We start from the raw sequence: 23,502 nt of genomic DNA on the forward strand, positions 1-23,502 counted from the left end.
ATATGTCAGATATTAATTCAAATATACCAGAAGGCGAATTAACCAATAAATGGACAAAGTTTAAGTCTTCGGTGCCGTTGGTTAATCCATCGAACAAAAGAACTATTGAAATAATTATTGTTGGTTCAGGTTTAGCAGGTGCTTCAGCAGCAGCTACTTTAGCCGAAATGGGTTATAAAGTTAAATGTTTTTGTTTTCAGGATTCACCTCGTAGAGCACATTCTATTGCTGCTCAGGGTGGAATCAACGCAGCAAAAAATTATCAGAACGATGGCGATAGTACTTATCGCTTGTTCTATGATACGATAAAAGGTGGCGATTACCGTTCCCGCGAAGCCAATGTGCATCGCTTGGCTGAGGTAAGTGTTAACATTATTGATCAATGTGTTGCTCAAGGTGTTCCTTTAGCGCGTGAATATGGTGGCTTATTAGATAATCGTTCATTCGGTGGTACGCAAGTTCAGCGAACATTCTATGCTGCGGGGCAAACAGGTCAGCAACTATTACTAGGTGCGTATTCTGCTTTAGAACGCCAGATTGGTATGGGTAAAGTAGAAATGTATACCCGTCACGAAATGCTTGAGGTGGTTAAAATCGATGGCAAAGCCCGTGGTATTATTGCACGTAACTTAATCACTGGTGAAATCGAGCGTCACTTCGGCCATGCAGTTGTATTAGGAACAGGTGGTTACGGAAACGTATTCTATCTTTCTACCAACGCAATGGGAAGTAACGTTACGGCTGCATGGAAAGCGCATAAACAAGGTGCTTACTTTGCAAACCCTTGCTATACACAAATTCACCCAACCTGTATTCCGGTTTCTGGGGATCATCAGTCTAAATTAACTTTGATGTCAGAGTCGTTACGTAACGATGGAAGAATCTGGGTGCCTAAAAAGAAAGATGATAACCGTAAAGCTTCGGAAATTCCGGAAGATGAAAGAGATTATTATTTAGAACGTCGTTATCCTGCTTTCGGTAATTTGGTTCCACGTGATGTTGCATCGCGTGCTGCTAAAGAACGTTGTGATGCTGGTTATGGTGTAGGTAAATCTAAATTAGCTGTTTATCTTGATTTTAAAGCAAATACAGAACGTTACGGTAAAATAGAGGCCTCTAAATCGGGTATTCATAATCCGGATAAAGAAACTTGTATGCGCCTGGGTACTGAAGTAATCAAAGCGAAATACGGTAACCTTTTTGACATGTATGCGCAGATTACAGGAGAAAATCCTTACGAAACACCAATGCGTATCTATCCTGCAGTTCACTATACAATGGGCGGACTTTGGGTAGATTATAACCTGATGACTAGCGTTGAAGGCTTGTACTGTACGGGTGAGGCTAACTTCTCCGATCACGGAGCTAATCGTTTAGGCGCATCTGCTTTAATGCAGGGCTTAGCAGATGGTTACTTCGTTTTACCTTATACCATTGGTGCTTATTTATCGAAAGAAATTTCTGTAAAAGCAATTTCTACAGATCATCCTGCATTTGTTGAGGCTGAAGAAAGAGCAAAGGGCATTTTAAATACTTTGATTAATATTAAAGGAACGAAGTCTGTAGATCATTTCCATAAACGTTTAGGTCACATTATGTGGGAGAAATGCGGTATGGCCCGTAGCGAGAAAGGCTTGAATGAAGCTATCGCAGAAATCAGGGCGTTACGTGCTGAATTCTGGAGCAATGTTCGTGTACCTGGATCAGCAGATGAGTTAAATACAGAGCTGGAAAAAGCAGGCCGTGTAGCAGATTTCATCGAACTAGGGGAACTAATGTGTATTGATGCATTAAACCGTAATGAAAGTTGTGGTGGTCACTTCCGTGAAGAATATCAAACTGAAGAAGGTGAAGCTTTACGTGATGATGAAAACTATGCATACGTAGCCGCCTGGGAATTTAAAGAAGGTGTAAACTTTGAGCTTCATAAAGAAGAGCTGAATTTTGAAAACATTAAAGTAGCACAAAGAAGTTATAAATAGTGGCAATAAATAAGTATTAAGATTTAAGTATCAAGACGGTTAACAATCTTGATACTTAATACTCACTACTCGATACTAATAGTTGATACTTAAATCTCAATATCATGAGTACAGGAAATATGAACTTAACGCTAAAAGTTTGGCGTCAAAAAAATAACAATACCAAAGGTGCTTTGGTAGATTATAAATTAGCAGATATTTCTCCAGATATGTCTTTCCTGGAGATGTTCGATGTGTTAAACGAAGATTTGATTACCAAGGGTGAAGAACCTGTGGTATTCGATCACGATTGTCGCGAAGGGATTTGCGGAATGTGTTCAATGTTCATCAATGGTCGTCCGCATGGACCAAAAGACTTGGTTACCACTTGCCAGTTACACATGCGTTCTTTCAAGGATGGCGATACTATTGTTGTTGAGCCATGGAGAGCAGCAGCTTTTCCGGTAGTAAAAGATTTAACTGTAGATCGTTCTGCCTTCGATAGAGTTATTGCCGCAGGTGGATTCATTTCGGTAAATACGGGTAATGCGCAAGATGCTAATGCCTTGCCTATTCCAAAAATGCAGGCAGATGCAGCTTTCGAGGCAGCAGCTTGTATCGGATGTGGTGCTTGTGTGGCGACATGTAAGAATGCTTCAGCTATGTTATTTGTGTCAGCTAAGATTTCACAACTGGCCAGATTGCCTCAAGGGCAGCCTGAACGTTACCGTCGCGTACAGAGCATGGTGGCACAAATGGATGCAGAAGGTTTTGGTAACTGTACCAATACCGGAGCCTGTGAAGCTGAATGTCCTAAAGGCATTTCATTAGAAAATATTGCCTTAATGAACCGTGATTTTGCAAGTGCAAAATTCATTTCAGAAGAAGCACTTTAAAAATATACTGTGCATTCAGTTTAATAACTGAATCTTAAGCCTCAGACCTAGTTTGGGGCTTTTTTATTTTCTCTAAAACTGCGCTGCACAGTTATTCCAAAATCCTATGAAGCTGTTTAAATTTCCTGAATGACGATCAACTTGCGAAATTCTTCAGCGCACAGGATTTTGAAATTTCGTAAGCTGATAAATTATAATTTAGACAGCTTCTAACAAATTAATGTTTGTAATAAATTGGTACTATGAAACGTTAATAATGTAGTTCTCAAAACATAATGAAAGCTATAGGATATCAATCGAAACGTTTCATTTCGAAAAGCTAACGAAATATAAGTTTGCCAATTTGCAATATTCTTATGTTAGCATATCAAAAAAATTCTTTTTGAAAATTATATTTTGTAAAATTTGCATATACATTAAAAAATTTATAAATTTAGTCTTCCGAGACAGGAGAGAAAACATAAAACCCCGGCTATTTTTTAGCAGGGGTTTTGTGGTTAATGTGTTTTTGAGTTTGTTAATTTTCCTAATATGTTTAGCTCAGGGTAAAGTTGATAGCCATTTGATATTTTGTTGTGACTGGCCGACCGTCGTTTAGGCCTGGGTCCCATCGTGGTGTGGATTTTAATACGCGTAAGGCTTCATTATCTGTTTCTTTAGAAAGCCCTTTCATTACTTCGATATCTGTTAATGTGCCATCTTTCTGAACATTGAATGAAAGGTAAACTTTTCCTTCTATTCCATCTTTTTTAGCTTTAGCTGGATATTTCAAATTCTTCGCTAAGTAAGCGTACATTTTGGTTTGTCCTCCAGGGTATTCCGGATATCTGTTCATAGGCTTTGTAAGATTTGCTTTTTGATCAGCACCATTATTATTCAGATTGAAATTTACATTAATGTTGTACTTCACCCTTACCGGCTTGCCGTCGATTAATCCTGGATTCCATTTTGGTGATTTTTCAAGCACTCTTTTTGCTTCAGCATCAGTTTCCTTGCTCAAACCACGGGTTATTTCAACATCAGTTAATTTACCATCCTTTTCTACGATAAAAGAAACAAATACCTTTCCCGCTGTTTTGTCTTTTACTGCCTGGGCAGGGTATTTAATTTCGCCACCAAGGTATTTATAAAAGTTAGCGATGCCACCGGGGTACATCGGTTGTTTTTCTACAGATACAAAGTCATAAACCTTTTGTGCTTGTGCCGAAATACTAAGCAAGGCAATGCCTGTTAGGGCTAAAAATAGCTTTCTCATAATGATATTTTTTATATAGTTAAGGATTAATTAATTCTTTTCTGGATTTACCTTTTTGCCTTTAGTGGTAATTAAGATCACGCCGTTTTTGCCTTTATCTTTATAAAGCGAGGTAGCAGAAGCATCTTTCAAAATAGTAACTGATTCAATTTTATTTTGATCCATTGTATCGATATTCGTAGTCTCTTTCCCATCTACAACATATAACGGTTTAGCTTTTGGATCAGAATCTTTTTGAAGTAAGTTCCTGGTTATAATGGTGGGTCTTTTGTTCGGTTGAAACTTAAAAATGTTTATCGCACCATCAATCTTGCCAGTATCTATTTCTTTGTTGGAAATTCCAACTAGCGGATTTTTAGTTTTAATCTCAATCACGCCGTTATTGCCATCGGCACCATACTTTCCTATGGCAGAAATATCTTTCAAAATGTTTATCGATTCTATATTTTTTGGGTCAATGCTGCTCGCGGCAACCAAACCCCTCAAATATTGTATGTTTCCGTCAATTACAATTAATGGTTCAGTTGATTTTTGACTGTAAGGCTGCTCAATAGTTAATGAGGATGTTTTAACCGTATCCGTTTTTTGTGCTTTGGTATGCAGGGCGAAAGCCAAAGTAAATACCACCAATAATATCTTTTTCATTTTCTATAATTTTATTTAGAATCTTTTACCAATCTGATCAAATGTTGATTTTTTTTCTATTGTCAATTCAGCTCTTTCCGGATTTCTGAACAGACCACTTTTGATCTTTTTAGTGGTAATAAGTATTACGCCATTTGTTGCCTGTAAACCATAAAGGCTTGTTGCCGAATTATCTTTTAATACAGTTACAGATTCAATATCATTTGGATTAACCGTATTTAAAATCTTATTATCTGTTGCTTTCACGCCGTCGATAATTAAAAGACCGTTGAAATTGCTTAAATCTGTTAGGGATTTGGATGGTTTCAAATTTATTTTTGTGGGTTGATCAATTTTTGATTTGTCTACAGTAGGTGTTAAAGTAAAGTTCACATTAAGATTATACTTTACCCTTACTGGTTTATCTTCTGCAATTCCAGGGTTCCATTTAGGTGAATCTTTTATTACTCTAATGGCTTCTTCGTCTGTTCCGCTGCCTAATCCTCTCGTCACCTGGATATCTGATAATTGACCATTCTTTTCTACAATAAAACTCAAAAACACTTTTCCGCTAACATTATTATCTACGGCCATTTTTGGGTATTTGATATTTTTCCCCAGGTATTCATAAAATTTGGTAATTCCTCCGGGAAATTCAGGTTGTTTATCAATTGAAACAAAGTCATACACTTTTTCCGTATTATCGGTTGACCCGGGTCTTGAATACCCTACCACAGTAATTTCAGATAATTTTTGATAACCCGGTAGGACCATCGCTTTCGTGTTTTTAATTTTGGCCTCGTTACCTGAAAGTTTAAATCCCACTTTTAAACTATATTTACCATTTGGCAAATCTTTAAAGTTTTTGAACGACAATAGCGCTTTCATTACCTCTTCATCGCAACCATCGCCCAAATCTAAAACCGTACTTACATTAATTACTTTATTGTTTTGAAGCGTAAACTTGATTTGGGTATTGCCTTGCAAGTTATTTTTCTGTGCTTCGGAAGGATACTTTATAGATCTCCCCATAAAGCGATAAAAGGAACTCCAGTTTCCTTCAACTTTTTCAGTTGAAGGACCAATAATACTTTTTGAAGATTCTCCATCAGTCAATTCAGGCGCTGTTATTACCATATCCTTAACAATTTCTATAGGTTTTTCTAAAGGAATTTGATCGGAGAGGGCCATCAGTTTCTTATTTTTCCGAATGGTTGCTGAAGAGAAAATGATAAGTATTGCAAATAGTGGAATGAATACACCATATTTCATGATGGCTGTCTTTTTAGATTTCTCTTTTTGCAACATGAAAATTCTTTTTTTGATGAGCGATTTATCGAAAAAGCCATTTGTTAAACTATTCGGAGAGATACCAAAAGACTGGCTTAAAATCAGCAGGGCATATTCGGCTTTATCACCTTGAAATTCTGCAGCTTGCTGATCTGCTAAAAATTCATGAATGTTTTTTATTGATTTTTTATATAAATATATGATTGGATTAATCCAGGTTAAGATGCCCAATACCTCAAAAAATAAAATATCTACCGTATGCCACTGTTTAATATGAACATCTTCATGCACGTCTATAACATTCGCTAATGGTAGGTTTTTATCTATAATTTTTCTGCTAAAAAATGAAAATGCTGAACCAGATTTAGCTGTATTAATTAATTTTTTTACTGCAAATAAATTAAACATCAGCCTCCCCAGGAAAAACAAAATACCAGCGCAATAAATGAAAACAAAGGCATTTGCCCAGTTTAAAACAGATTCATCGTCCGTTACTATCGTTGCTTGTTGCAAAACAGCATCCCAATTTACGGATGTATAAACTTTTTTAGCAGCCTCTTGCTCCGTAATCCATTCCAAGCGGATAAAAGGTATGCACAAGGACAATACTCCAGCAGCTACTAAATAAATGCGATTCAGGATGAAATAGGTCTCTCTATCTAATAGTAATTTATAAAATCCATAAAATACGATCAGATATAAGTTTACCTGTAGGAGGTAGTGGGCAAAACTCATTTTGGATTCCGTTTAATGTTATTGATCATTTTCAAAATCTCATCTACATCACTTAAATCCAATTTTTCCTCTTTAACAAAGAAAGAAAACATGCTTTCAACCGAATTTTCAAAGTAATTGCCAAGAAGTTTCTCCGTAGCATGGCGCTTATATTCTTCTTTGCTAATTAAAGGATAGTATTGATGTGCTTTTCCAAAGGCTTCATGACCAATGAAACCTTTAGTTTCAAGAATACGGATAATGGTTGAGACGGTATTATAGGCAGGTTTAGGTATTGGTAACTCATCTATAACATCTTTAACAAATGCTTTTTCCAATTGCCACAGCACCTGCATAATCTGTTCTTCGGCTTTGGTTAAATCTTTAATTTCCATAATAATTTTAAAATAAGTACGGATCAACAATGGTTGCCGTAACTAAAATTAAAACTAATTATTTAGTTATCCAAATAATTTATGAAAATAAATAGATGTTATTCTAAACGAACTATATGGTAATCAGCTTGTTTTTGATTGCATAAACCACTAAGCCCGTGCGGGATTTGATGTTTAATTTAGCGAAAAGTGATTCGCGGTAGTTATCAACCGTACGCGGACTAACATTCATTAAGTCTGCAATTTCTCTATAAGTTAGTTCACTACTGCAATGCTGTAAAAATGTTAATTCTCTTGCACTGAAAACAGGTTTAGTATCACCGTCTTTAAGCGCTACAAGAAGCCGACCAGAAACCAGATCATTAACATAAAAACCTTTTTCAACGATCGCTTTAATTGCTATAAGTAGGTCAATAGGTGTAGACTCTTTTAGCATATACCCGCCAGCGCCCGCCTTTAACATCCCTATGATTGCCTTTTCATCTTCGAGCATGCTTAAAGCTAGTATTTTAACGTCCGGATAGTTATCTTTGGTCCATTTTGTAGCTGCAAAGCCATCCATTACAGGCATGCTGATGTCCATTAAGATCAGTTGTACATCGGGATGATTTTTAATCTTTTGTTGTAAATCCAGACCATGAATTCCTTCAAATACAACTTCAATTTCATCAAATTCATCTAATAAACTTGCCAAACCTGAACGGAAAAGTGTATGATCATCAACGATAGCAATAGAGATAGACTGAGCGGGCATGATTAAGGATAGGGGATTTCGATTAATATAATTGTACCGTTATTTGGTGACGAATTTAATATTAATTTTCCATTGATTATTTCTATTCTTTTGTAGATAGAATTTAATCCCATTCCGGCTCTTGATGTTGTATTTTTTTCATAATCGAAACCAATGCCATTTTCTTTGATGTTGAGATGAAGTATTTTATCCTCATAAAAAGCATCGAAGGTTATTGCTGTTGCATTGGCATGTTTTATAATATTATTAATGATTTCCTGCAACAGGCGCAGAATAATAAGGTCTTTATCCGGCGATCTTTCAGCCACATTAATAAGGCCATTATTGTTTTCTATTTCATAGGCTCCTGTTTTGTTTAGCCAGTTGATTTCCTGATCAATCGCATATCCTATACCATTTTCAACAATCTGTTCCCCATGCAACAGCTTTGCCAACTCCCGAATTTCTTTTATTGATTTATTAATTAAAGTGAGCGAATTTCCTATTTTTTTTTCTGCCTTTTCGCTATCATTCAAGTTTACCGAATTGAGTGTTAAAGTTGTTAAGCTGAGCAATTGGCCGATATTATCATGTAATTCAGTGGCTATAGTTTGCATGGTTTGATCCTGTACTTCAATCCTGGCCTGCAAAATTTCTGATTCGAACTTTTGCTGCATGTGCTGCTTTTCTAAGTGATGGTTTTTTTTATGCCTCGCGTAAGACCTGATGTAGAGAATCAGAAATAGCGGCATTAATAAAAAGATCAGTGTTGTGATTACAATTAAGATTGCAATTTGCGTTGTTTGGCTCTGCATATGTAGCTGTAAATCCAGTTACTGTAAAGAATGGCATTGGTAATGTAATAAATAAATAAGCGAAGCGGAATATGTTCGAATACCTTGATCTTAAAAAGATCGTAGGTAAGATTAGTCGCCGTACTGCCAAAATAGTAGAACAATACGCCGTTAACCCACCAGAATTCCGGATGATGTTTAAGATCCAGCGTTTCCTCGTCATTCAAAAGTTTGTAATAATAATAAAGGCAATATAGTACAAATATAACGGACATTACATTAACCGTATTATCGTTGAAGATGTCGTTGTAAGCATGGATTCCATTTTTGAAGGTGAAAATGGCAAAAATGATAAAACAGATGCCAAGGCCAGAAAAAATTATTGGCCTTGGATCCATGTATTTTTTTAGACAATAATACATCCCATAAGAAATAAATGTGATTTCAAATAGTAAAAATGTATTATATAACCCCAAATTATGATGATGTAGAAGTGCCAGATATGCCCCTCTTGCTTCTGTAGATAGTGCAATAACCAGGTAGGCAATATTAATCTTCCAGAAAGAGATTTTATCTTTAAGAAGAAAGAATAATGCTGCAATCAGACAAATTATTTCGGCAATAATGATAGGGTTAAAAAAATTCATACCCTATAATTCAGCTCCATCACACATTGAAGGGCAAAGTGTGCCTCTGTTTTCTATATCAGTAAGATCATCCTCATGGTCTTTTGTGGCTGCGCCAAGGTGGTTGGTGTTTCCAGCGGAAAAAGTTGGAACAAGTAGGACGGTGTTACGCCCCCTATGTGATTCTGGAATCTCACTCCAGGATTCTTCTACGTATTTAGCAAAGTAAATCCGTAAGCCATCGTGTTTACCCTCTTTGATTTTTTCGGCCATTTCCAGAATTTGTTCTGCCGGGAACCAAACTGCTTTGGTATAGGAATGTGCATTCGTATTGGTAGCTTCTACGCCAAATGCTTCGACCATTTTTCGTGCTACGTTTACATTAATAGGCTCAAATTCATTTGCTTTTTCCATAATAAATTATTAATTGGTTTATTTCCCTAAAGTCGTGATTTAGATATTAACAGGCAAGAGGGATTTTGACTTTCGATACCGTAAAAACACCTTTTAATTTAGGGTGTTTTCCACTACTCATAAATCGGTAGAGCTGCTTACTTTTGGATTATAGAAACCGTATAACATAATTGCAGATATGATAAACAACCTACCAGTTAAAGAAAACAGCAGTTTGATAACTGATCGGGAAGTGGAAATTGTACGTCTTTTATCAAACGGTTATAACAGCAAAGAAATTGGCGATATGCTTTTTATTAGTGAGCATACCGTAAATACACATAGAAGAAACATGGTAAGAAAACTTGATTTACGCAATTCTTATCAGCTCATTGTATGGGCCTTCAAACAAAGAATTTTGTCCTTTTAATAAGGAATAACGCTCTCCCTTTAACGCAACTCTCTCTCTCTAAACAACAAAGCCTGCCTTTTGATAATCAGTTATCAAAAATGCAGGCTTTTGTGTTTTCAGGGTTTTTATTAACTCGAATAAGATAGAAAGTAATTTATGAAGCTAAAGGAGCTGAATAAATGCTGCAATGTTTCCCGAAGCTTATTTAATACTTTTTTTAATCACAATGAAATAGCCCAAAATAAAAAGCACGGCTGCATAAATTAAGCTGGTGTAGATTTCCTGTGTGAAGATTGGAAAGGTTGATGGGTCTGTAGCCGATTTACTGCTATTTAAAACTAAGGCAGGATGGCTGTAAGGAATTAAGTAGGCATATTTCCATCCAACATTCCCTGTGATGATCCCCATAATTGTACCTACAAATCCAATCCCCATTGGTTTTAAAAAATCTCCCCAAAGCAGACTTAATAGAAACTGAATGGATAAAATTCCCAGGGAGGATAAAAAGAGTTTGGTATAGAATTTAATTAATATCAATGATGGATCGTACTGATCAAAGTTATACTTTGGCACCAGTAGTTGTAATAAATGCCCGAATGCAAAAGTAAGACTGGCGAATAGCAGCAGCGATAGAAATATGAGGATTACCGCATAGATATACTTTGCTGCGTAAATGGAGAATTTATGGAGTGGTTGTGCAAAGAGCGATTTCCATGTATCATTTTTATGCTCAATGTTGTTTACCGAAAACGCCATAAAAATTACGTAAAATGGTAAAATTAATATACCCATTACGCCAAGTGCCGAGCCTATGTAACGAATCCAAAGGATCATTGGTGGTTGGTGCAGGCCTAGTATTTTTTCTGAACTACTATAAAAGCCAAAAGTGATTAATCCGCAGATGATGAGCGGCAGTAGGATTGATGCCCAAAATGCAAGTGTTTTTCTGGATTTATAAAATTCTGAGTAGATTGAAATATATAAAGAGCGCATTTTAGTTTGTTTTAGTGATATCGAGGAATAGGTTTTCGAGATCTTTTCTTTGTTGTGAAAGGCTGGTTACTGTAAAGCCGTTTTGTATCAGTAGGGTATTAATTATTCCGCTTTCTGTTTGAGATACAAACGGAATACTAATTTTTGAATCGGTTTTGGTTACGATTTCGTATCCTTTCTCCTTGATCAGAATTGAAGCATCTTCAATATTGTTTACTTCAATTTCAAGCAAAGGTTTATTGAGGAGTTGTAACTCCTGAATGGTGCCCTGAAAAAGTAATTGTCCTTTGTTAATGATGCCTACGTGGGTAGCGGTTCTTTCTATTTCAGCTAAAAGATGGCTGGAAACCAATATCGTTTTATGGTGTTTCGTGGTGAGCTCGATCATCAGGTTTCTAATCTCGATGATGCCGTTTGGGTCTAAACCATTTGTGGGTTCATCTAAAAGGAGCAACTCAGGGTCTGAAACTAAAGCCAGGGCAATACCCAGACGCTGTTTCATACCTAAGGAATATTTATTTGATTTTTTGTCTGCAGCATCTGTTAAACCAACTAGCGCCAACATTTCATCGGCTTTACTTTTTTTGATACCTAAAAGCAAACAGCGGTTAATTAAGTTTTCCTTTCCGCTGAGGTGGCTGTAAATTGCAGGTTGCTCTACTAAGGAGCCCACACGTTTAAGGATAGCAATGCGATTACTGTTGATTTCTTTACCGAAAATGAAAACCCGATCGGCAGGAGATTTCAATAAGTTTAACAGAATTTTTATGGTAGTAGTTTTTCCAGCTCCATTAGGGCCAAGAAAGCCATAAATGCTTCCTTTTGGAACCTGTAGAGATAAATCTTTAACAATGGCCTGGTGGCCAAAATTAAAATTCAGTCCAACGGTTTCTATTGCAAAACTGCTCATTATCCTATTTGAAAATAGCGGTAGCCTGTTTCACAATAGAAGTAGAAGTTTTAGCTGGTTTTACCACAATCTCAGCATCATTTTGATTCGTGTTAACGGTAAGCGTTAAAATGATCATCATAAAAACTGGCAATAATAAAAGTAAGAATGGCGAGGTGTTGGCTAATTTTTTCATAACAGTTAGTTTAATTTGAGCGGTTGTGAAAGTTTCATCAGTAATTACTGTTTGATTTGTGAAATTGATTGCTGATGAATTTTTCATGGTTGTTTTGTTTTGATGATTCAAAGAAACTGAAGAAAAGCAAGCTGCTAAAATCTATTATACCAAGTGTTCAAGATTCTAGATCAACGGGTAATTTTGGCGTTGGTCGATAAATTTTGGCGTTTGGGCCGTTCGTAGAAAAAAAAAGCCAGTTGGTAGATTGTGTTGGGTTAAAAAGGAAACTTTATTTACTTTGGATGCACAGATCGAAGCATTGATCCGGTTTGACATAAGCTACAAATAATGACAAAAAGCAAAGGACCAATTATACTGCATGCAGTGTATTGGGTATTTATAGTAATCATCATTGCATTAAATATCTTTTTTGATTCTGAAACCAGTAATATCAAGCATTTTTTATTATCGCTTGTATTGTTCGGGATCATTAATGTTTCACTTTTCTACATCAATTACCTTATTTTAATTCCTCAATTTATTAAGCACAAAAAAAAATATTTCCTTTATATTTTTATCTTCCTGTTGCTCCTCGGTGTAACTGCATTTATAAAAACGGCAGTGGCGGTTTTGAATCCGAAGGATATGATGGAGTATATGATGGAAGGCAAGCGAAAAACAATATCTGCCGACAAGTATTTTGTTGGACAATTGTTTTTGTGTGGTTTTTTCCTGGTTTCCAGTTGTTTAATTAAAATTGCGGCAGATTGGTTTGCTAATGAACGCATTCAACGCAATCTGGAAAGCGAACGCAGGGAAATGGAACTTCAATTTTTAAAGTCGCAGCTAAATCCTCATTTTCTTTTTAATTCACTGAATAATATTTATTCGCTGGCTTATCAAAAATCTGATAAAACTGCAGATGCGATTATGAAACTTTCGGAGATTATGCGCTACATGATTTACGAAAGCAATACGCCAACAGTATCTTTAAGCAAGGAAGTTGATTACCTAACCAATTACATTGATTTACAAAAAATCAGGTTTAAGGATGGTGCCTACATCGAACTCATATTAAACGGAGAAATAGATGATCAAAAGATTGTTCCATTGATGTTGATTTCTTTTGTAGAGAATGCTTTCAAACACGGTGTGGTTAACGACCCTGAGCACCCGGTTAAAATTAACATCATAGCCAATCAGAAAATACTTCATTTCAGCGTAATTAATAAGAAAAACAATCAGAATAAAGATGCACAGGGTGGAGTGGGTTTAACCAATGTAGAAAGAAGATTACAATTGGTTTATCCAGACAGATATAAATTAAATGTTGTAAATTCGGCTACTCATTACACCTGCGAACTGATGATTGATATTTAATTCGGGAACCAAAAACCAGCGAATTTTATTGAAATTATTGATTAAAACAATAAACCTACAATGAACTTAAACTGTATTGTTGTTGATGATGAGCCATTAGCGCTCGATATTCTGCAAGATTATATTTCTAAAGTACCCTTTTTAAATTTTGTTAAAAGGTGCGAAAATCCAATAGAAGCTTTGCAAATTGTTCAGGCCGGGGGTATTGACCTGGTTTTTCTGGATATTCAAATGCCAGAATTAACGGGGATTCAGTTCCTGAAGATTGCAGGAAACAAGTGCCATTATATTTTAACTACTGCTTACCCACAATATGCTTTAGAAAGTTACGACCTTAACGTTTCTGATTACCTTTTGAAGCCAATTGCCTTCGATCGTTTTTATAAAGCCGTAGAAAAAGTTCATAATCAGTTTAAGCCGGTTGAAGCACCTGCGAGTGTCGCCCAGCCTATCGTTACACCCGCACCATTTTCGGCTCCTGCAAATCCGGTTCAGGATTATATTTTTGTAAAAACGGAACATAAAATTCAAAAAATTTATTTGCACGATATCCTTTTCATCGAAGGATTGAAAGACTATATTTCTATTTTTACGAAAGCTGAGCGCATTATTACGCTTCAGAGTATGAAGAAGATGGAAGAAGCATTACCCCAAAGTCAGTTTATCCGTGTGCATAAATCTTATATTGTAGCCGTAGATAAAATTGAAAGTATCGAACGCAGCAGAATCACCATTAACCAGAAAATTATTCCGGTTGGAGATACTTATCGTGATGAGTTTTTCAAGGTAATTGGGAATAAGAATATTTAGTTTGGAGTCTGAAGTCAATAGTATCAAGTCCAAAGTCTAGAATAACAATAGGTCTCGATACCTAATACGTTAGTCTTGATACCTGATACTTTAATCTTGATACTTTCTTCTTGATACTTCTATTGCCCAAGCACCTTTCTGATTTCCGTTTCTACTGCCAAAGTAATTTCGTTTCCTGTTTTATCGCTGGGCTCTAAAGGCTTTAATACGGTCCATCTTAAGGCGTGCCCGGTGGTGAGCGGGAACATTCCAAAACGAACTATTTTCCATGAATTTTCAATTGCTATCGGTACAATCAGTGCATTTGGCACGGCCTTCAATATTGTAGCAATTCCACCAAACTGGAATGTTTTAACCCTTCCATCTTTGGCCCTGGTACCTTCCGGGAATATAACGGTACTCCAGTTGTTTTCTTTCATCCTGCGACCAAGCTTAATGATTTCAGAAATCGCTTGTTTATTGTCTTTTCTGTTGATGTTCGCGCCGCCGCCTAATCTTAGGTTTATGGAAATGGATGGAATGCCTTTGGTAAGCTCTATTTTAGAAATAAACTTTGCACTATGTTTTCTCAAAAACCAGATCAGGGAAGGGATATCATACATGCTCTGATGGTTGGCAGCGAAGATGATTGGTCGATCTGTAGGGAGATTGAAATCGTTTTTAAAAGTAACCGAATTCAATAAAAATACCTGACAATAAGTGAGAAAGAAATTTAGGATATCAACCGAAACCTTATGTGCCTTATAGCCGAAAAATTTATAGCAAACCCACTGTATGGGGTGGAAAATACAAAGCGTTAAGCCAAAGAAAAAATAAAAAACAGGACTTAAAATATATCCGATCAGCTTGCTCATTGATTAAATTATTAATGCGGCAAAGATAATCATTAGATTTCGCCGTTTAAAATCATGAGTTTTACTTTCATAATCGCGGCAACACTTACCGAATCGGTAATTTCGCCCTTTGCCACCAGTTGATAAACATCTTCGAAAGGCAACTTTTTAACAACCAGTTGCTCGGTTTCTTCGGGCATTGCTATGCCCTGAATCAGGTTTGTGGCGAGGTAAATAATATTCAGCTCATCGCTTACAGAATTAGAGAGGTGCATGCGCTGAATTTCCTTCCAGTTTTTAGCGCTTAAGCCGGTTTCTTCTAAAAGTTCTCTTCTGGCACTTTCAAGTGGATCTTCATGAAACGGTCCACCGCCTTCCGGAATCTCCCAGCTGTATGCTTTCAGTGGGAAACGATACTGTCCAACTAGCCAGGTGTTTTTTTCTTCGTCAAGTGGTAAAATGCCAATAGCAAAGTTTTTAAAATGGACTTCACCATAAATCCCGGTACCACCAGATGGATTAATGACCTGATGCTCGGTAACCCGAATCCAATTATTATCGTATTTAACTTCGCTTTCTAATGTTGTCCAGGGGTTTTGATCTTCCATCGTGCAAGATAATAAATATCATTTTCACACTCCATATTTAAACAAAAAAGGCGTTTCGATATTCGAAACGCCTCGCTGTATTAGAATGATCCCTCATCAGGTCGATTTTCCTGCTGATCGTCTTTTTTCTGTTTCTTTACGTTACTAAATGTGGTTTTTCCGAAGCGGTAAGAGAAAGTTAAATTACCCATGGTTCCCTGCATCTGGCGTTCAAAATCTACAATCGTAAAATCGTCTTCAGTAGTCATACTCCACCTCCTGGTATTAAATACATCCCTCACATTAAAACTTAATGAAGCCTTTTTGTTCGGGAAGTCGTATTTTGCACCACCATCAATTCCGTACATCGCATTGCGTTTCCCTTGCGCCATTACTTCTGGAGCGCGGTAATCGCCACGAACTTGAACTGATACGTTTTTAACCACAGTTAAATTTGCGGTTACGTTTCCATTCCAGCTGAAGCCGTTGCTTGGTTTAATGTTGAATCTTTCATCGCCATCAAATTTCGCCTGGTAAAGGTTTACGTTGGTAGTGAAGTTTAATGCCTTTACCAAATCAAAACGGCCAATTAACTCTAAACCACTATTAATCTGGCGTGATAAATTCTGAGGTGTGGTGGTGATAATTCCATTAACTGGCGAGCTTCTTACCCTTTGAATAACATCATTGGTTTGGCGGAAATATAAGCTGGAAGTTAAGGTTACTTTTTTCCAGTATTTGCTATATCCTAACTCAAAGGAGTGTACATCCTCTGGCAATAGGTTCGGATTACCACCTCTGTAATTGAACGGTTCTGAAACATCCAGGAATGGATTGGTATCCCACGGGCGCGGACGGTTTACACGACGGGTATAGCTGAGCTGAACTTGATTATCGCCTTTGAGTTTCTGTGTTAAAAATACACTTGGATACAATCTTTTGTAGCGAATATTTCCTTCACTAGAAGTTAATACATTGTTGGTATAGCCATCTAAGTGGGTGTCTAAACGCGCATCCTCTGCTCTTAAACCCAATTGATACCCAAAATCTTTAATTTGATTCTGATAGTTCACATAAAGGGCATGCACCTGGTCTTTGCTATTAAAATTATTGATCAGTTTGTTGTTTTCTATATAAACGCTGGTGTTTGTTAAAATAGAGTCTGCATATTGGTTGTTATCAGCTAAGCGAATCTGGCTGCGGTAGCCGGCCTCCACTTTACCCGCTTTGCCAACAGGTACGCTATAATCTGTTTGGATATTGTAGTTTGAGTTATCGCCCCTATTAAAAACACGTTGCAAACTTAAGTTTTCGTTAATCGGAACATTGTTTCTATTGGTTGTAGTGGTACTGTAAGTTTGATCGTTATTGTTATCTCCATTTGAATAACCAAAATTAAAAGTCAATTCTTCTTTAGGTTTTTTAAACTTCTGTACGTAATCCAAATTTAAATCATAACTGCTTCCATAGCCATCATTTAAATTGGTTCTGTTGCTCAAAGAAACAGGTGTTTGTGCACGGTTCAATTGTCTGATATCCAATAATTCATTTCGCTCATTTTCTCTTGAATTGAAACCACCAGATAAACTGATTACGCTTTTAGGTGCCAGGTAATAATCTAACCCAGCCTTGGCATTATGCCCTTTCTCCAAAGTATTTGAAGTGGTTGCCTGATTGGCAAACGCAGTTCTTGCAGAGTCACCTTTATAGGTAATGTCCTGAAAACCTCCACCAATCCTGTTTCCGTAGCGGTAGCTATAATTTCCGTAAAGATTTACCTTACTGTTTTGGAAACTTAAATTGGTATTCGCATTGTAATTGTCGCGGTTACCGGCAGTTATGGCGGCAGATCCATTAAAACCTAATTTGGTATTTTTCTTTAATACAATGTTGATAATTCCGGATTGGCCTTCTGCATCATATTTGGCAGATGGATTGGTAATCACCTCCACACTTTCGATGGAGCTGGCTGGGATTGAAGCTAAAATCTGCGCCACATTTCCTCCGGCAATTAAAGAAGGTTTGCCATCAATCAAAACCCTTACACCTGTAGAACCACGCAAACTTACATTACCATCCATGTCGGTAGAAACAGAAGGAACATTTTGCAATAAATCAGTTGCCGAGCCACCTTCACTAATCACACTTTGATCTACAGAAAATACTTTTTTATCAATGCCCATCTGCATGCCTTGCTTCTGGCCGGTTACCGTTACCTCGCTTAAAATATTCCCTTTAGCCGCGTTCATCTTAATGTCGCCGAAGTTTAAAGTGCCTGTTGCTGCGGTAATGGCAATGTTATCTCTTACCATGGTTTGATACCCAACAAAACTGATTTTGAAGGTGAAGTTTCCTTTTGGTAAATCAGTCATCACAAATGCACCATTAACATCTGTTTGGGCTATTTTTACATTCTTGGCGGTGGTTTTATCAATTAAAACTGCAGTTGCAAATGGAATGGTTTCTTGTGTTTTAGCATCTTTTAGCGTGCCGGTTATTTTCGCTTTGTTACCAGTTTGGGCAAAAAGATTAAAGGTTAAACTTAAAAGTAGGAGGATTATGGGAATCGTTCGCGATTGTAAAAGTCTCATTAAAAATTAAAATTTGTGTGTGTTTTGTAAAGGGAGACAAAGTAACGGCAACTTAGTTTAATTAGCGAGGCGTAACTATTTTATTACAGCCGTTTTAGCGTAATATTTTTGTGAGTTTTTTTGATGCTGAAAGGTTTAAATAAATAAGGCCTCTATGGGGGTAGAAGCCCTACAGAAAATGTTACTTTTGTTTGAATTTAAAAGTTTCGAAAATAAATTTACAAATGAAAAAAATATTAATTGTTGACGATTTACACCCGGTTTTTAAGGAACGGGCTATTGAAATGGGTTATGTGGTTGATGATGAACCTCAGATTACGCGTCAGCAAACGCTTGAAAGAATTAAAGATTACGTTGGAATCGCCGTGCGGACAAAGTTTAGAATTGACGCTGAAATTTTTGCTGCTGCACCGAATTTGAAGTTTGTAGCCCGAGCGGGTGCTGGCTTAGATAATATAGATGATAAAATTGCCTTTGAAAGGAACATCGAACTGATGAATGCACCGGAGGGGAATTGTGATGCGGTTGGAGAGCATGCTACTGGATTGTTATTGTCATTAATGAACAACTTTCGCAGGGCAGATCAGGAAATTAGAAACGGGGTATGGGATCGTGAAGGCAATCGGGGTTATGAGTTGAAAGGTAAAAAGGTAGGGATTATAGGTTACGGCTTTATGGGACAAAGTTTTGCGAAAAAACTGGCTGGCTTTGAAGTGGATGTAATGGCTTATGATAAATATAAAACTGGTTTTAGTGATGCTTTTGCCCGTGAAGTAAGCATGGAAGAGATCGTTAAACATAGCGATGTGCTTAGTTTGCACGTTCCTTTAACCGCAGAAACGAAATTGATGGTAGATGATGAATATTTCTTTCACTTTAAAAAACCAATCTTCTTTATTAATACGGCAAGAGGGGAAATTGTGAGTATTCAAGCGGTATTAAATGCCATCAAATCGGGGAAAATTTTAGGTGCTGGTTTGGATGTACTGCAAACTGAAAAATTCCCTGCATTAGGCGAACAAGGTTGGTACAATGATTTAAAAACTAATGATAAAGTACTATTAACACCGCATGTAGGTGGCTGGACGTTTGATTCTTACCGGAAGATTTCGGAAGTACTTGCGGATAAGTTACAGGGCTTTTCTTGAGAGGGATTTGAAGGAATTATGGTAGAGCGATAAAATCGCTGTTTTCATTCATCCTCATGATGTACGTTCTAATTCTAAATTAAAAAGAGTTTGGATTCCTTTTTAAGAATTCAGACCAAAATTCCTAAATTGGATTACAAAATCTAACTAAATTATATCATGCCGAAAGATCATTTATATTCAACAACCATTACCTGGACGGGCAATAAAGGCTCAGGGACAATGGATTATCGCTCTTACGATCGCGATTATATTATCACTGTAGATGGAAAAGCCGATATTTTGGGTTCATCAGATTCTGCTTTTTTAGGTGATAAATCTAAATATAATCCTGAGGATTTGCTTTTATCGTCCATTTCGAGTTGCCATATGCTTTGGTATTTGCATCTGTGTTCTAAAAATGAAATTATAGTAATTGATTATAAGGATAAGGCCGTTGGAATAATGGAGGAACTGGCCGATGGCAGTGGCAAATTTAAAGAAGTTACCTTGCATCCCGAGGTTTTAATCGCGGATAAGGCTCATTTTGAACTTGCAGAATCGCTACATAAAGAAGCCAATAAAATGTGTTTTATTGCCAACTCACTTAATTTTCTTGTTAAACACGAAGCGACTTTCAAAGCGGAGAACAATTAGCCGTTTAAGCAGGGAATAGGGAAATGGAAATAGAGAATAGAAAGTTGGCAGTTTTCAATTTGAAAACTGCCAACCTTAAAGTGCTAACTATTTTACAACATAAACATTGTCTTTTGGTGTTGCATCTACGTAAATGCCATTATCCAGCGTAACTGATGTGATTTTCTTTGCCGATGGTATATTGATCACCACTTCTTTTTGATTGACTTTCCAAACTGAAGGTGTTTGATGAATGGTTTCTTTTTTACCATCTGCATAAATTACCACCACATCAAAAGGAATGGCGAAACCACCAATATTTTTAACGGTAACTAGCGATTTTCCTTTAGCAGCAGCCACTTTTCCAATGGCTAAATCCAGGTAATTATTGGTGAAAAACCAGTTCTGAAAAAACCAGTTTAAGTTTTGTCCTGAACCTGAATTCATTGAGTTAAAGTAATCCCACGGAATAGGATGTTTGCCATTCCAGGTGTTCATGTAATGATGCAATGCTTTTTTAAAAGTTGCATCGCCCAGCATATCTTTCAAAGCCAGGTAAGATAAAGATGCTTTTCCGTAAGAATTATTACCATAACCTGCACCAGAAACCTGATCAGACATAGAAATCACGGGCTGATCTTCTTCCGCTGATTTGTCATTGATGTAGTTGTTTACTCTGAATTTTTTGTAAAAATCATCTGCGGCCTGTTTGCCATGTTCTGCAATGCCGATTAAATATTCAAAGGTAGTTGCCCAACCTTCATCCATATAAGCATAACGCGTTTCGTTAATGCCCATGTAGAAGGGAAAATAAGTATGTGCTACTTCGTGATCTTGTACGAGTTGGGCAAAAACAGGATCTCCAAAGTTGGAATCATTCACCATCATCGGATATTCCATATCTGCAAAACCCTGGAAAGCGATTGTTTTAACATAAGGGTACGGAATGCCAGGCCAGTTATTTGAAAACCATGATAAGGCATTGATATTGTATTTAACAGAGTTTATAAAATCTTTTCCGGTTGATGGATTATAAGCCGCCTGTGCACTCGCCCTTCGGCCAGTTTTAGCATCAACGATTACACTTCCGCCATCCCAAACGTAGTGATTGCTTAAGGCAAAAGTAACATCTGTAATGTGATCTACTTTAAACTTCCAGGTATTCCAATCTTGTTGAGTGGTTACTTTTCCAGTTTTTAACTCCTCTTCTGTAGCAATGTGAACAACCTCATCCGTGTTGTATGATTTTTTTAAGCGTGCAGCAATTTCTGGCTGAAGCACTTCATCAGGATTTAAAAAATCGCCAGTGGCATAAACCACATAATTTTTCGGTGCCTTTACGGAGAAAACATAATCGTTGAAGTCGTTGTAAAATTCGGCTCTATCGGTGTGTGGAATCCGGTCCCAGCCATTATAATCATCATAAACGGAAATGCGGGGGTAACTGTAAGCCACGAAAAATGAATTAGGGTCAATCTGTCCTTCGCGACCACTTTCTTTTGATAAAGGATAATCCCAGGCAATTTTAACCGTAATTTTAGATTTAGGGTTTAAAGGCTTTTTCAATTTTACACTGCCAATCGTACCCCAGTTTTTCGAATCAACTTTGTAGGTTTCGCCATCTACAGCAAACGAAGAGATATTAAGTCCGCTGGATAAAAAATCTTCGCTAACAGCTCCACTACGTGGTGAAGTTGGCTTATGTAAATTATTTACAAAACGGATAGCCAGCGTTTTTAAAGTATCGTTACTGTTGTTGCTGTAAATAATTTCTTCCTGTCCGCTTACTGTTTTGGTTTCGGCATCTACTTTAATATCCATGTTATATTTTCCATGGTTTTGCCAGTAATTGGGGCCGGGTTGACCACTCACTGATCGCGTTCCTTTTGCGTAAGCTACTTTTATGTTTCGGGGCATATAAAGCTCTTGCGCTGAGAGTGTATAACTGCCCAAACCAATAAGCAGGGCAATAGAAAATAATTTTTTCATTTTTTTAGAATAATTTTAGCTAAAAGTAAAAAATAATGAAGGAATTATTAAATGAAAGAATGATTCGATTAAATGTGTGATATGTTGCCCGGATAAGTTATCAACGATAGGATCTAATACATTCAGTATCTATGTGAAAAGATAAACATCCTGCGTATTGATGAGCCTTATAGTTTTTGAGATCAGCGTCATAACAGAATCCTGTATATCCTAAATCATAAAAATCCTGCGTATTTATTTGCTTTTGTAATTTTCAGATTTTATCTTCGTTATAATTGAAGCAAGACTATGTAGAAACCAACTATGTAGTCTTGTTTGTTTTTTATAGCGTTTGAAAAAAAATTAATAGAGCAATGACAGAGGTAACGTACTATACACAAGAGGGATTAGATAAATTAAGAGAGGAAGTTCATTATCTAACAACCACAGGGCGTCAGCTAATATCTAAAGCAATTGCTGAAGCAAGAGATAAAGGTGATTTATCGGAGAATGCAGAATATGATGCCGCGAAAGAGGCACAAGGCTTGCATGAGGCGAAAATTTCCAAATTAAAAAACACACTGGCGAATGCGCGCTTAATTGATGAATCGAAATTGGATTTAACAAAAGTGTTGGCATTGTCTATCGTAAAAATCAAAAATGTAAAGAATGGTGCAACCATGACTTATCAATTGGTTGCCGAAACTGAAGCAGATTTAAAAACTGGAAAAATTTCAGTAAAATCGCCGATTGCTCAAGGTTTATTGGGTAAATCTGTTGGCGAATTTGCCGAAATTGAAGTGCCGGCAGGTAAAATGCAATTTGAAGTTTTAGAAATATCCAGATAAAAACGTTACGAGTTGTGGGTTGCGGGTTGTAAGACCAGACCTTTAACTTATAACTCACAACCTACAACTTACTTATGACTATCTTTTCAAAAATTGTTGCCGGCGAAATCAGCGCACATGTTGTAGCTGAAACGGTAGAATATTTAGCTTTTTTAGATGTTCAGCCTTTAACTGCTGGCCATGTCTTAGTGATTCCAAAAATTGAAGCGGATTACATTTTTGATATGGATGAAGATCTGTTTGTTGGCCTTTGGATGTTCGCTAAAATTGTAGCTAAAGGTGTTAAGACTGCCTTTCCATGTAAAAAAGTAGGTGTGGCTGTAATTGGTCTGGAAGTGCCACATGCGCATATTCACCTCATACCAATGAATACGGTAGGGGATATGAATTTTAGCAAAGAGAAGCTGAGCCCAACTCAGGAAGAGCTGGCTGAAGCTGCGGAAAAAATAAGACAGGCTTTGTTGGAAGAGTAATGATAACTCCCTGGTCGGTGATGTATCGAACAGTGTCGAAGAATAGTTAATTAAGTTGGCTGGTGTGTCACCAGCCAAAGGTTGAAATTTAACCTG

24 protein-coding genes are annotated in these 23,502 nt (G+C 36.9%); 9 read left to right on the forward strand and 15 right to left on the reverse strand.

Annotated elements, in window-relative coordinates; all coding sequences use genetic code 11:
* Positions 1–2: 2 nt before the first annotated feature.
* Entirely contained in the window at positions 3–1,982 is a 1,980-nt protein-coding gene (locus ACN1CD_RS19915) for a fumarate reductase/succinate dehydrogenase flavoprotein subunit (protein ID WP_419132161.1), read from the forward strand.
* Between the two features lie 104 nt (positions 1,983–2,086).
* Positions 2,087–2,857, forward strand: a complete 771-nt coding sequence (locus tag ACN1CD_RS19920; protein WP_419132162.1) for a succinate dehydrogenase/fumarate reductase iron-sulfur subunit — start codon at positions 2,087–2,089, stop codon at positions 2,855–2,857.
* Between the two features lie 535 nt (positions 2,858–3,392).
* Here ACN1CD_RS19920 and ACN1CD_RS19925 read toward each other — a convergent pair.
* The 8 genes from ACN1CD_RS19925 to ACN1CD_RS19960 form a co-directional block, all read right to left on the reverse strand.
* Entirely contained in the window at positions 3,393–4,112 is a 720-nt protein-coding gene (locus ACN1CD_RS19925; RefSeq protein ID WP_419132163.1) for an energy transducer TonB, read from the reverse strand.
* 30 nt (positions 4,113–4,142) lie between these two features.
* Positions 4,143–4,757: a hypothetical protein gene (locus tag ACN1CD_RS19930; protein ID WP_419132164.1), complete on the reverse strand. Its 615-nt coding sequence runs from the start codon at positions 4,755–4,757 to the stop codon at positions 4,143–4,145.
* 15 nt (positions 4,758–4,772) lie between these two features.
* Positions 4,773–6,761 carry a TonB family protein gene (locus ACN1CD_RS19935; RefSeq protein WP_419132165.1) on the reverse strand — a complete coding sequence of 663 codons (1,989 nt, stop codon included), beginning with the start codon at positions 6,759–6,761 and terminating at the stop codon, positions 4,773–4,775.
* Positions 6,758–7,135 carry a BlaI/MecI/CopY family transcriptional regulator gene (locus ACN1CD_RS19940; protein WP_419132166.1) on the reverse strand — a complete coding sequence of 126 codons (378 nt, stop codon included), beginning with the start codon at positions 7,133–7,135 and terminating at the stop codon, positions 6,758–6,760. The genes ACN1CD_RS19935 and ACN1CD_RS19940 overlap by 4 nt, the downstream gene beginning before the upstream one ends.
* Before the next feature lie 112 nt (positions 7,136–7,247).
* Positions 7,248–7,889 (reverse strand): response regulator, encoded by a 642-nt coding sequence (locus ACN1CD_RS19945; protein ID WP_419132167.1) that lies wholly within the window; start codon positions 7,887–7,889, stop codon positions 7,248–7,250.
* Between the two features lie 2 nt (positions 7,890–7,891).
* Positions 7,892–8,683, reverse strand: a complete 792-nt coding sequence (locus ACN1CD_RS19950; protein WP_419132169.1) for a sensor histidine kinase — start codon at positions 8,681–8,683, stop codon at positions 7,892–7,894.
* On the reverse strand, positions 8,650–9,309 hold the full coding sequence (locus ACN1CD_RS19955) for a hypothetical protein (protein WP_419132170.1): 660 nt from the start codon (positions 9,307–9,309) through the stop codon (positions 8,650–8,652). The genes ACN1CD_RS19950 and ACN1CD_RS19955 overlap by 34 nt, the downstream gene beginning before the upstream one ends.
* Positions 9,310–9,312: 3 nt before the next feature.
* A complete protein-coding gene (locus tag ACN1CD_RS19960) occupies positions 9,313–9,702 on the reverse strand; it encodes a hypothetical protein (protein WP_419132171.1) in 390 nt (129 codons plus the stop codon).
* A gap of 178 nt (positions 9,703–9,880) precedes the next feature.
* On the opposite strand from ACN1CD_RS19960, the gene ACN1CD_RS19965 reads away from it, so the two are divergent.
* Positions 9,881–10,111 carry a response regulator transcription factor gene (locus ACN1CD_RS19965; RefSeq protein WP_419132172.1) on the forward strand — a complete coding sequence of 77 codons (231 nt, stop codon included), beginning with the start codon at positions 9,881–9,883 and terminating at the stop codon, positions 10,109–10,111.
* Positions 10,112–10,294: 183 nt separating this feature from the next.
* On the opposite strand, the gene ACN1CD_RS19970 is transcribed toward ACN1CD_RS19965, so the two are convergent.
* The 3 genes from ACN1CD_RS19970 to ACN1CD_RS19980 are packed head-to-tail and all read right to left on the reverse strand — an operon-like array spanning position 10,295 to position 12,258.
* Positions 10,295–11,086: an ABC transporter permease gene (locus ACN1CD_RS19970; RefSeq protein WP_419132173.1), complete on the reverse strand. Its 792-nt coding sequence runs from the start codon at positions 11,084–11,086 to the stop codon at positions 10,295–10,297.
* 1 nt (position 11,087) lies between these two features.
* Complete coding sequence (locus ACN1CD_RS19975) at positions 11,088–11,996, reverse strand: ABC transporter ATP-binding protein (protein ID WP_419132174.1); 909 nt, start codon at positions 11,994–11,996, stop codon at positions 11,088–11,090.
* A 4-nt stretch (positions 11,997–12,000) separates the two neighbouring features.
* The gene (locus ACN1CD_RS19980; RefSeq protein WP_419132175.1) at positions 12,001–12,258 is read right to left on the reverse strand and encodes a hypothetical protein; all 258 of its coding nucleotides are present in this window, start codon (positions 12,256–12,258) and stop codon (positions 12,001–12,003) included.
* A gap of 243 nt (positions 12,259–12,501) precedes the next feature.
* Between ACN1CD_RS19980 and ACN1CD_RS19985 the strand changes: the two genes are divergently transcribed.
* Together ACN1CD_RS19985 and ACN1CD_RS19990 are read left to right on the forward strand one after the other, a co-directional pair.
* A complete protein-coding gene (locus tag ACN1CD_RS19985) occupies positions 12,502–13,533 on the forward strand; it encodes a sensor histidine kinase (protein ID WP_419132176.1) in 1,032 nt (343 codons plus the stop codon).
* A gap of 60 nt (positions 13,534–13,593) precedes the next feature.
* Complete coding sequence (locus ACN1CD_RS19990) at positions 13,594–14,343, forward strand: LytR/AlgR family response regulator transcription factor (RefSeq protein ID WP_419132177.1); 750 nt, start codon at positions 13,594–13,596, stop codon at positions 14,341–14,343.
* A gap of 119 nt (positions 14,344–14,462) precedes the next feature.
* On the opposite strand, the gene ACN1CD_RS19995 is transcribed toward ACN1CD_RS19990, so the two are convergent.
* The 3 genes from ACN1CD_RS19995 to ACN1CD_RS20005 form a co-directional block, all read right to left on the reverse strand.
* A complete protein-coding gene (locus ACN1CD_RS19995; RefSeq protein ID WP_419132178.1) occupies positions 14,463–15,197 on the reverse strand; it encodes a lysophospholipid acyltransferase family protein in 735 nt (244 codons plus the stop codon).
* A 32-nt stretch (positions 15,198–15,229) separates the two neighbouring features.
* Entirely contained in the window at positions 15,230–15,784 is a 555-nt protein-coding gene (locus tag ACN1CD_RS20000) for an NUDIX domain-containing protein (RefSeq protein ID WP_419132179.1), read from the reverse strand.
* 80 nt (positions 15,785–15,864) lie between these two features.
* The gene (locus ACN1CD_RS20005; RefSeq protein ID WP_419132180.1) at positions 15,865–18,354 is read right to left on the reverse strand and encodes a TonB-dependent receptor domain-containing protein; all 2,490 of its coding nucleotides are present in this window, start codon (positions 18,352–18,354) and stop codon (positions 15,865–15,867) included.
* Positions 18,355–18,578: 224 nt separating this feature from the next.
* On the opposite strand from ACN1CD_RS20005, the gene ACN1CD_RS20010 reads away from it, so the two are divergent.
* Both ACN1CD_RS20010 and ACN1CD_RS20015 read left to right on the forward strand, forming a co-directional pair.
* Positions 18,579–19,502, forward strand: coding sequence for an NAD(P)-dependent oxidoreductase (locus ACN1CD_RS20010; RefSeq protein WP_419132181.1), 924 nt, complete (start codon positions 18,579–18,581; stop codon positions 19,500–19,502).
* A gap of 159 nt (positions 19,503–19,661) precedes the next feature.
* Positions 19,662–20,138 (forward strand): OsmC family protein, encoded by a 477-nt coding sequence (locus ACN1CD_RS20015; protein WP_419132182.1) that lies wholly within the window; start codon positions 19,662–19,664, stop codon positions 20,136–20,138.
* A gap of 87 nt (positions 20,139–20,225) precedes the next feature.
* Here the strand turns inward: ACN1CD_RS20015 and ACN1CD_RS20020 are convergent, their stop codons facing one another.
* Positions 20,226–22,106: a M1 family metallopeptidase gene (locus tag ACN1CD_RS20020; protein ID WP_419132183.1), complete on the reverse strand. Its 1,881-nt coding sequence runs from the start codon at positions 22,104–22,106 to the stop codon at positions 20,226–20,228.
* 353 nt (positions 22,107–22,459) lie between these two features.
* On the opposite strand from ACN1CD_RS20020, the gene greA reads away from it, so the two are divergent.
* Positions 22,460–22,933: a transcription elongation factor GreA gene (greA, locus tag ACN1CD_RS20025; RefSeq protein ID WP_132533900.1), complete on the forward strand. Its 474-nt coding sequence runs from the start codon at positions 22,460–22,462 to the stop codon at positions 22,931–22,933.
* A 74-nt stretch (positions 22,934–23,007) separates the two neighbouring features.
* Entirely contained in the window at positions 23,008–23,406 is a 399-nt protein-coding gene (locus ACN1CD_RS20030; RefSeq protein WP_419132184.1) for an HIT family protein, read from the forward strand.
* Positions 23,407–23,502: the final 96 nt, after the last annotated feature.

The organism is Pedobacter sp. N23S346 (assembly GCF_048515415.1).
Lineage (GTDB): Bacteria > Bacteroidota > Bacteroidia > Sphingobacteriales > Sphingobacteriaceae > Pedobacter.

What these genes read in the sequence shown, in the direction of transcription:
- ACN1CD_RS20030 (WP_419132184.1), top strand. Translation starts at nt 23,008, where the DNA reads ATGACTATCTTTTCAAAAATTGTTGCCGGCGAAATCAGCGCACATGTT.
- ACN1CD_RS19930 (WP_419132164.1), bottom strand. Translation starts at nt 4,757, where the DNA reads ATGAAAAAGATATTATTGGTGGTATTTACTTTGGCTTTCGCCCTGCAT.
- ACN1CD_RS19985 (WP_419132176.1), top strand. Translation starts at nt 12,502, where the DNA reads ATGACAAAAAGCAAAGGACCAATTATACTGCATGCAGTGTATTGGGTA.
- ACN1CD_RS19965 (WP_419132172.1), top strand. Translation starts at nt 9,881, where the DNA reads ATGATAAACAACCTACCAGTTAAAGAAAACAGCAGTTTGATAACTGAT.
- ACN1CD_RS19945 (WP_419132167.1), bottom strand. Translation starts at nt 7,889, where the DNA reads ATGCCCGCTCAGTCTATCTCTATTGCTATCGTTGATGATCATACACTT.
- ACN1CD_RS19915 (WP_419132161.1), top strand. Translation starts at nt 3, where the DNA reads ATGTCAGATATTAATTCAAATATACCAGAAGGCGAATTAACCAATAAA.
- ACN1CD_RS19940 (WP_419132166.1), bottom strand. Translation starts at nt 7,135, where the DNA reads ATGGAAATTAAAGATTTAACCAAAGCCGAAGAACAGATTATGCAGGTG.
- ACN1CD_RS19935 (WP_419132165.1), bottom strand. Translation starts at nt 6,761, where the DNA reads ATGAGTTTTGCCCACTACCTCCTACAGGTAAACTTATATCTGATCGTA.
- ACN1CD_RS19950 (WP_419132169.1), bottom strand. Translation starts at nt 8,683, where the DNA reads ATGCAGAGCCAAACAACGCAAATTGCAATCTTAATTGTAATCACAACA.
- ACN1CD_RS19990 (WP_419132177.1), top strand. Translation starts at nt 13,594, where the DNA reads ATGAACTTAAACTGTATTGTTGTTGATGATGAGCCATTAGCGCTCGAT.
- ACN1CD_RS19955 (WP_419132170.1), bottom strand. Translation starts at nt 9,309, where the DNA reads ATGAATTTTTTTAACCCTATCATTATTGCCGAAATAATTTGTCTGATT.
- ACN1CD_RS20000 (WP_419132179.1), bottom strand. Translation starts at nt 15,784, where the DNA reads ATGGAAGATCAAAACCCCTGGACAACATTAGAAAGCGAAGTTAAATAC.
- ACN1CD_RS20005 (WP_419132180.1), bottom strand. Translation starts at nt 18,354, where the DNA reads ATGAGACTTTTACAATCGCGAACGATTCCCATAATCCTCCTACTTTTA.
- greA (WP_132533900.1), top strand. Translation starts at nt 22,460, where the DNA reads ATGACAGAGGTAACGTACTATACACAAGAGGGATTAGATAAATTAAGA.
- ACN1CD_RS19995 (WP_419132178.1), bottom strand. Translation starts at nt 15,197, where the DNA reads ATGAGCAAGCTGATCGGATATATTTTAAGTCCTGTTTTTTATTTTTTC.
- ACN1CD_RS19920 (WP_419132162.1), top strand. Translation starts at nt 2,087, where the DNA reads ATGAGTACAGGAAATATGAACTTAACGCTAAAAGTTTGGCGTCAAAAA.
- ACN1CD_RS19975 (WP_419132174.1), bottom strand. Translation starts at nt 11,996, where the DNA reads ATGAGCAGTTTTGCAATAGAAACCGTTGGACTGAATTTTAATTTTGGC.
- ACN1CD_RS20010 (WP_419132181.1), top strand. Translation starts at nt 18,579, where the DNA reads ATGAAAAAAATATTAATTGTTGACGATTTACACCCGGTTTTTAAGGAA.
- ACN1CD_RS19980 (WP_419132175.1), bottom strand. Translation starts at nt 12,258, where the DNA reads ATGAAAAATTCATCAGCAATCAATTTCACAAATCAAACAGTAATTACT.
- ACN1CD_RS20015 (WP_419132182.1), top strand. Translation starts at nt 19,662, where the DNA reads ATGCCGAAAGATCATTTATATTCAACAACCATTACCTGGACGGGCAAT.
- ACN1CD_RS19960 (WP_419132171.1), bottom strand. Translation starts at nt 9,702, where the DNA reads ATGGAAAAAGCAAATGAATTTGAGCCTATTAATGTAAACGTAGCACGA.
- ACN1CD_RS19925 (WP_419132163.1), bottom strand. Translation starts at nt 4,112, where the DNA reads ATGAGAAAGCTATTTTTAGCCCTAACAGGCATTGCCTTGCTTAGTATT.
- ACN1CD_RS19970 (WP_419132173.1), bottom strand. Translation starts at nt 11,086, where the DNA reads ATGCGCTCTTTATATATTTCAATCTACTCAGAATTTTATAAATCCAGA.
- ACN1CD_RS20020 (WP_419132183.1), bottom strand. Translation starts at nt 22,106, where the DNA reads ATGAAAAAATTATTTTCTATTGCCCTGCTTATTGGTTTGGGCAGTTAT.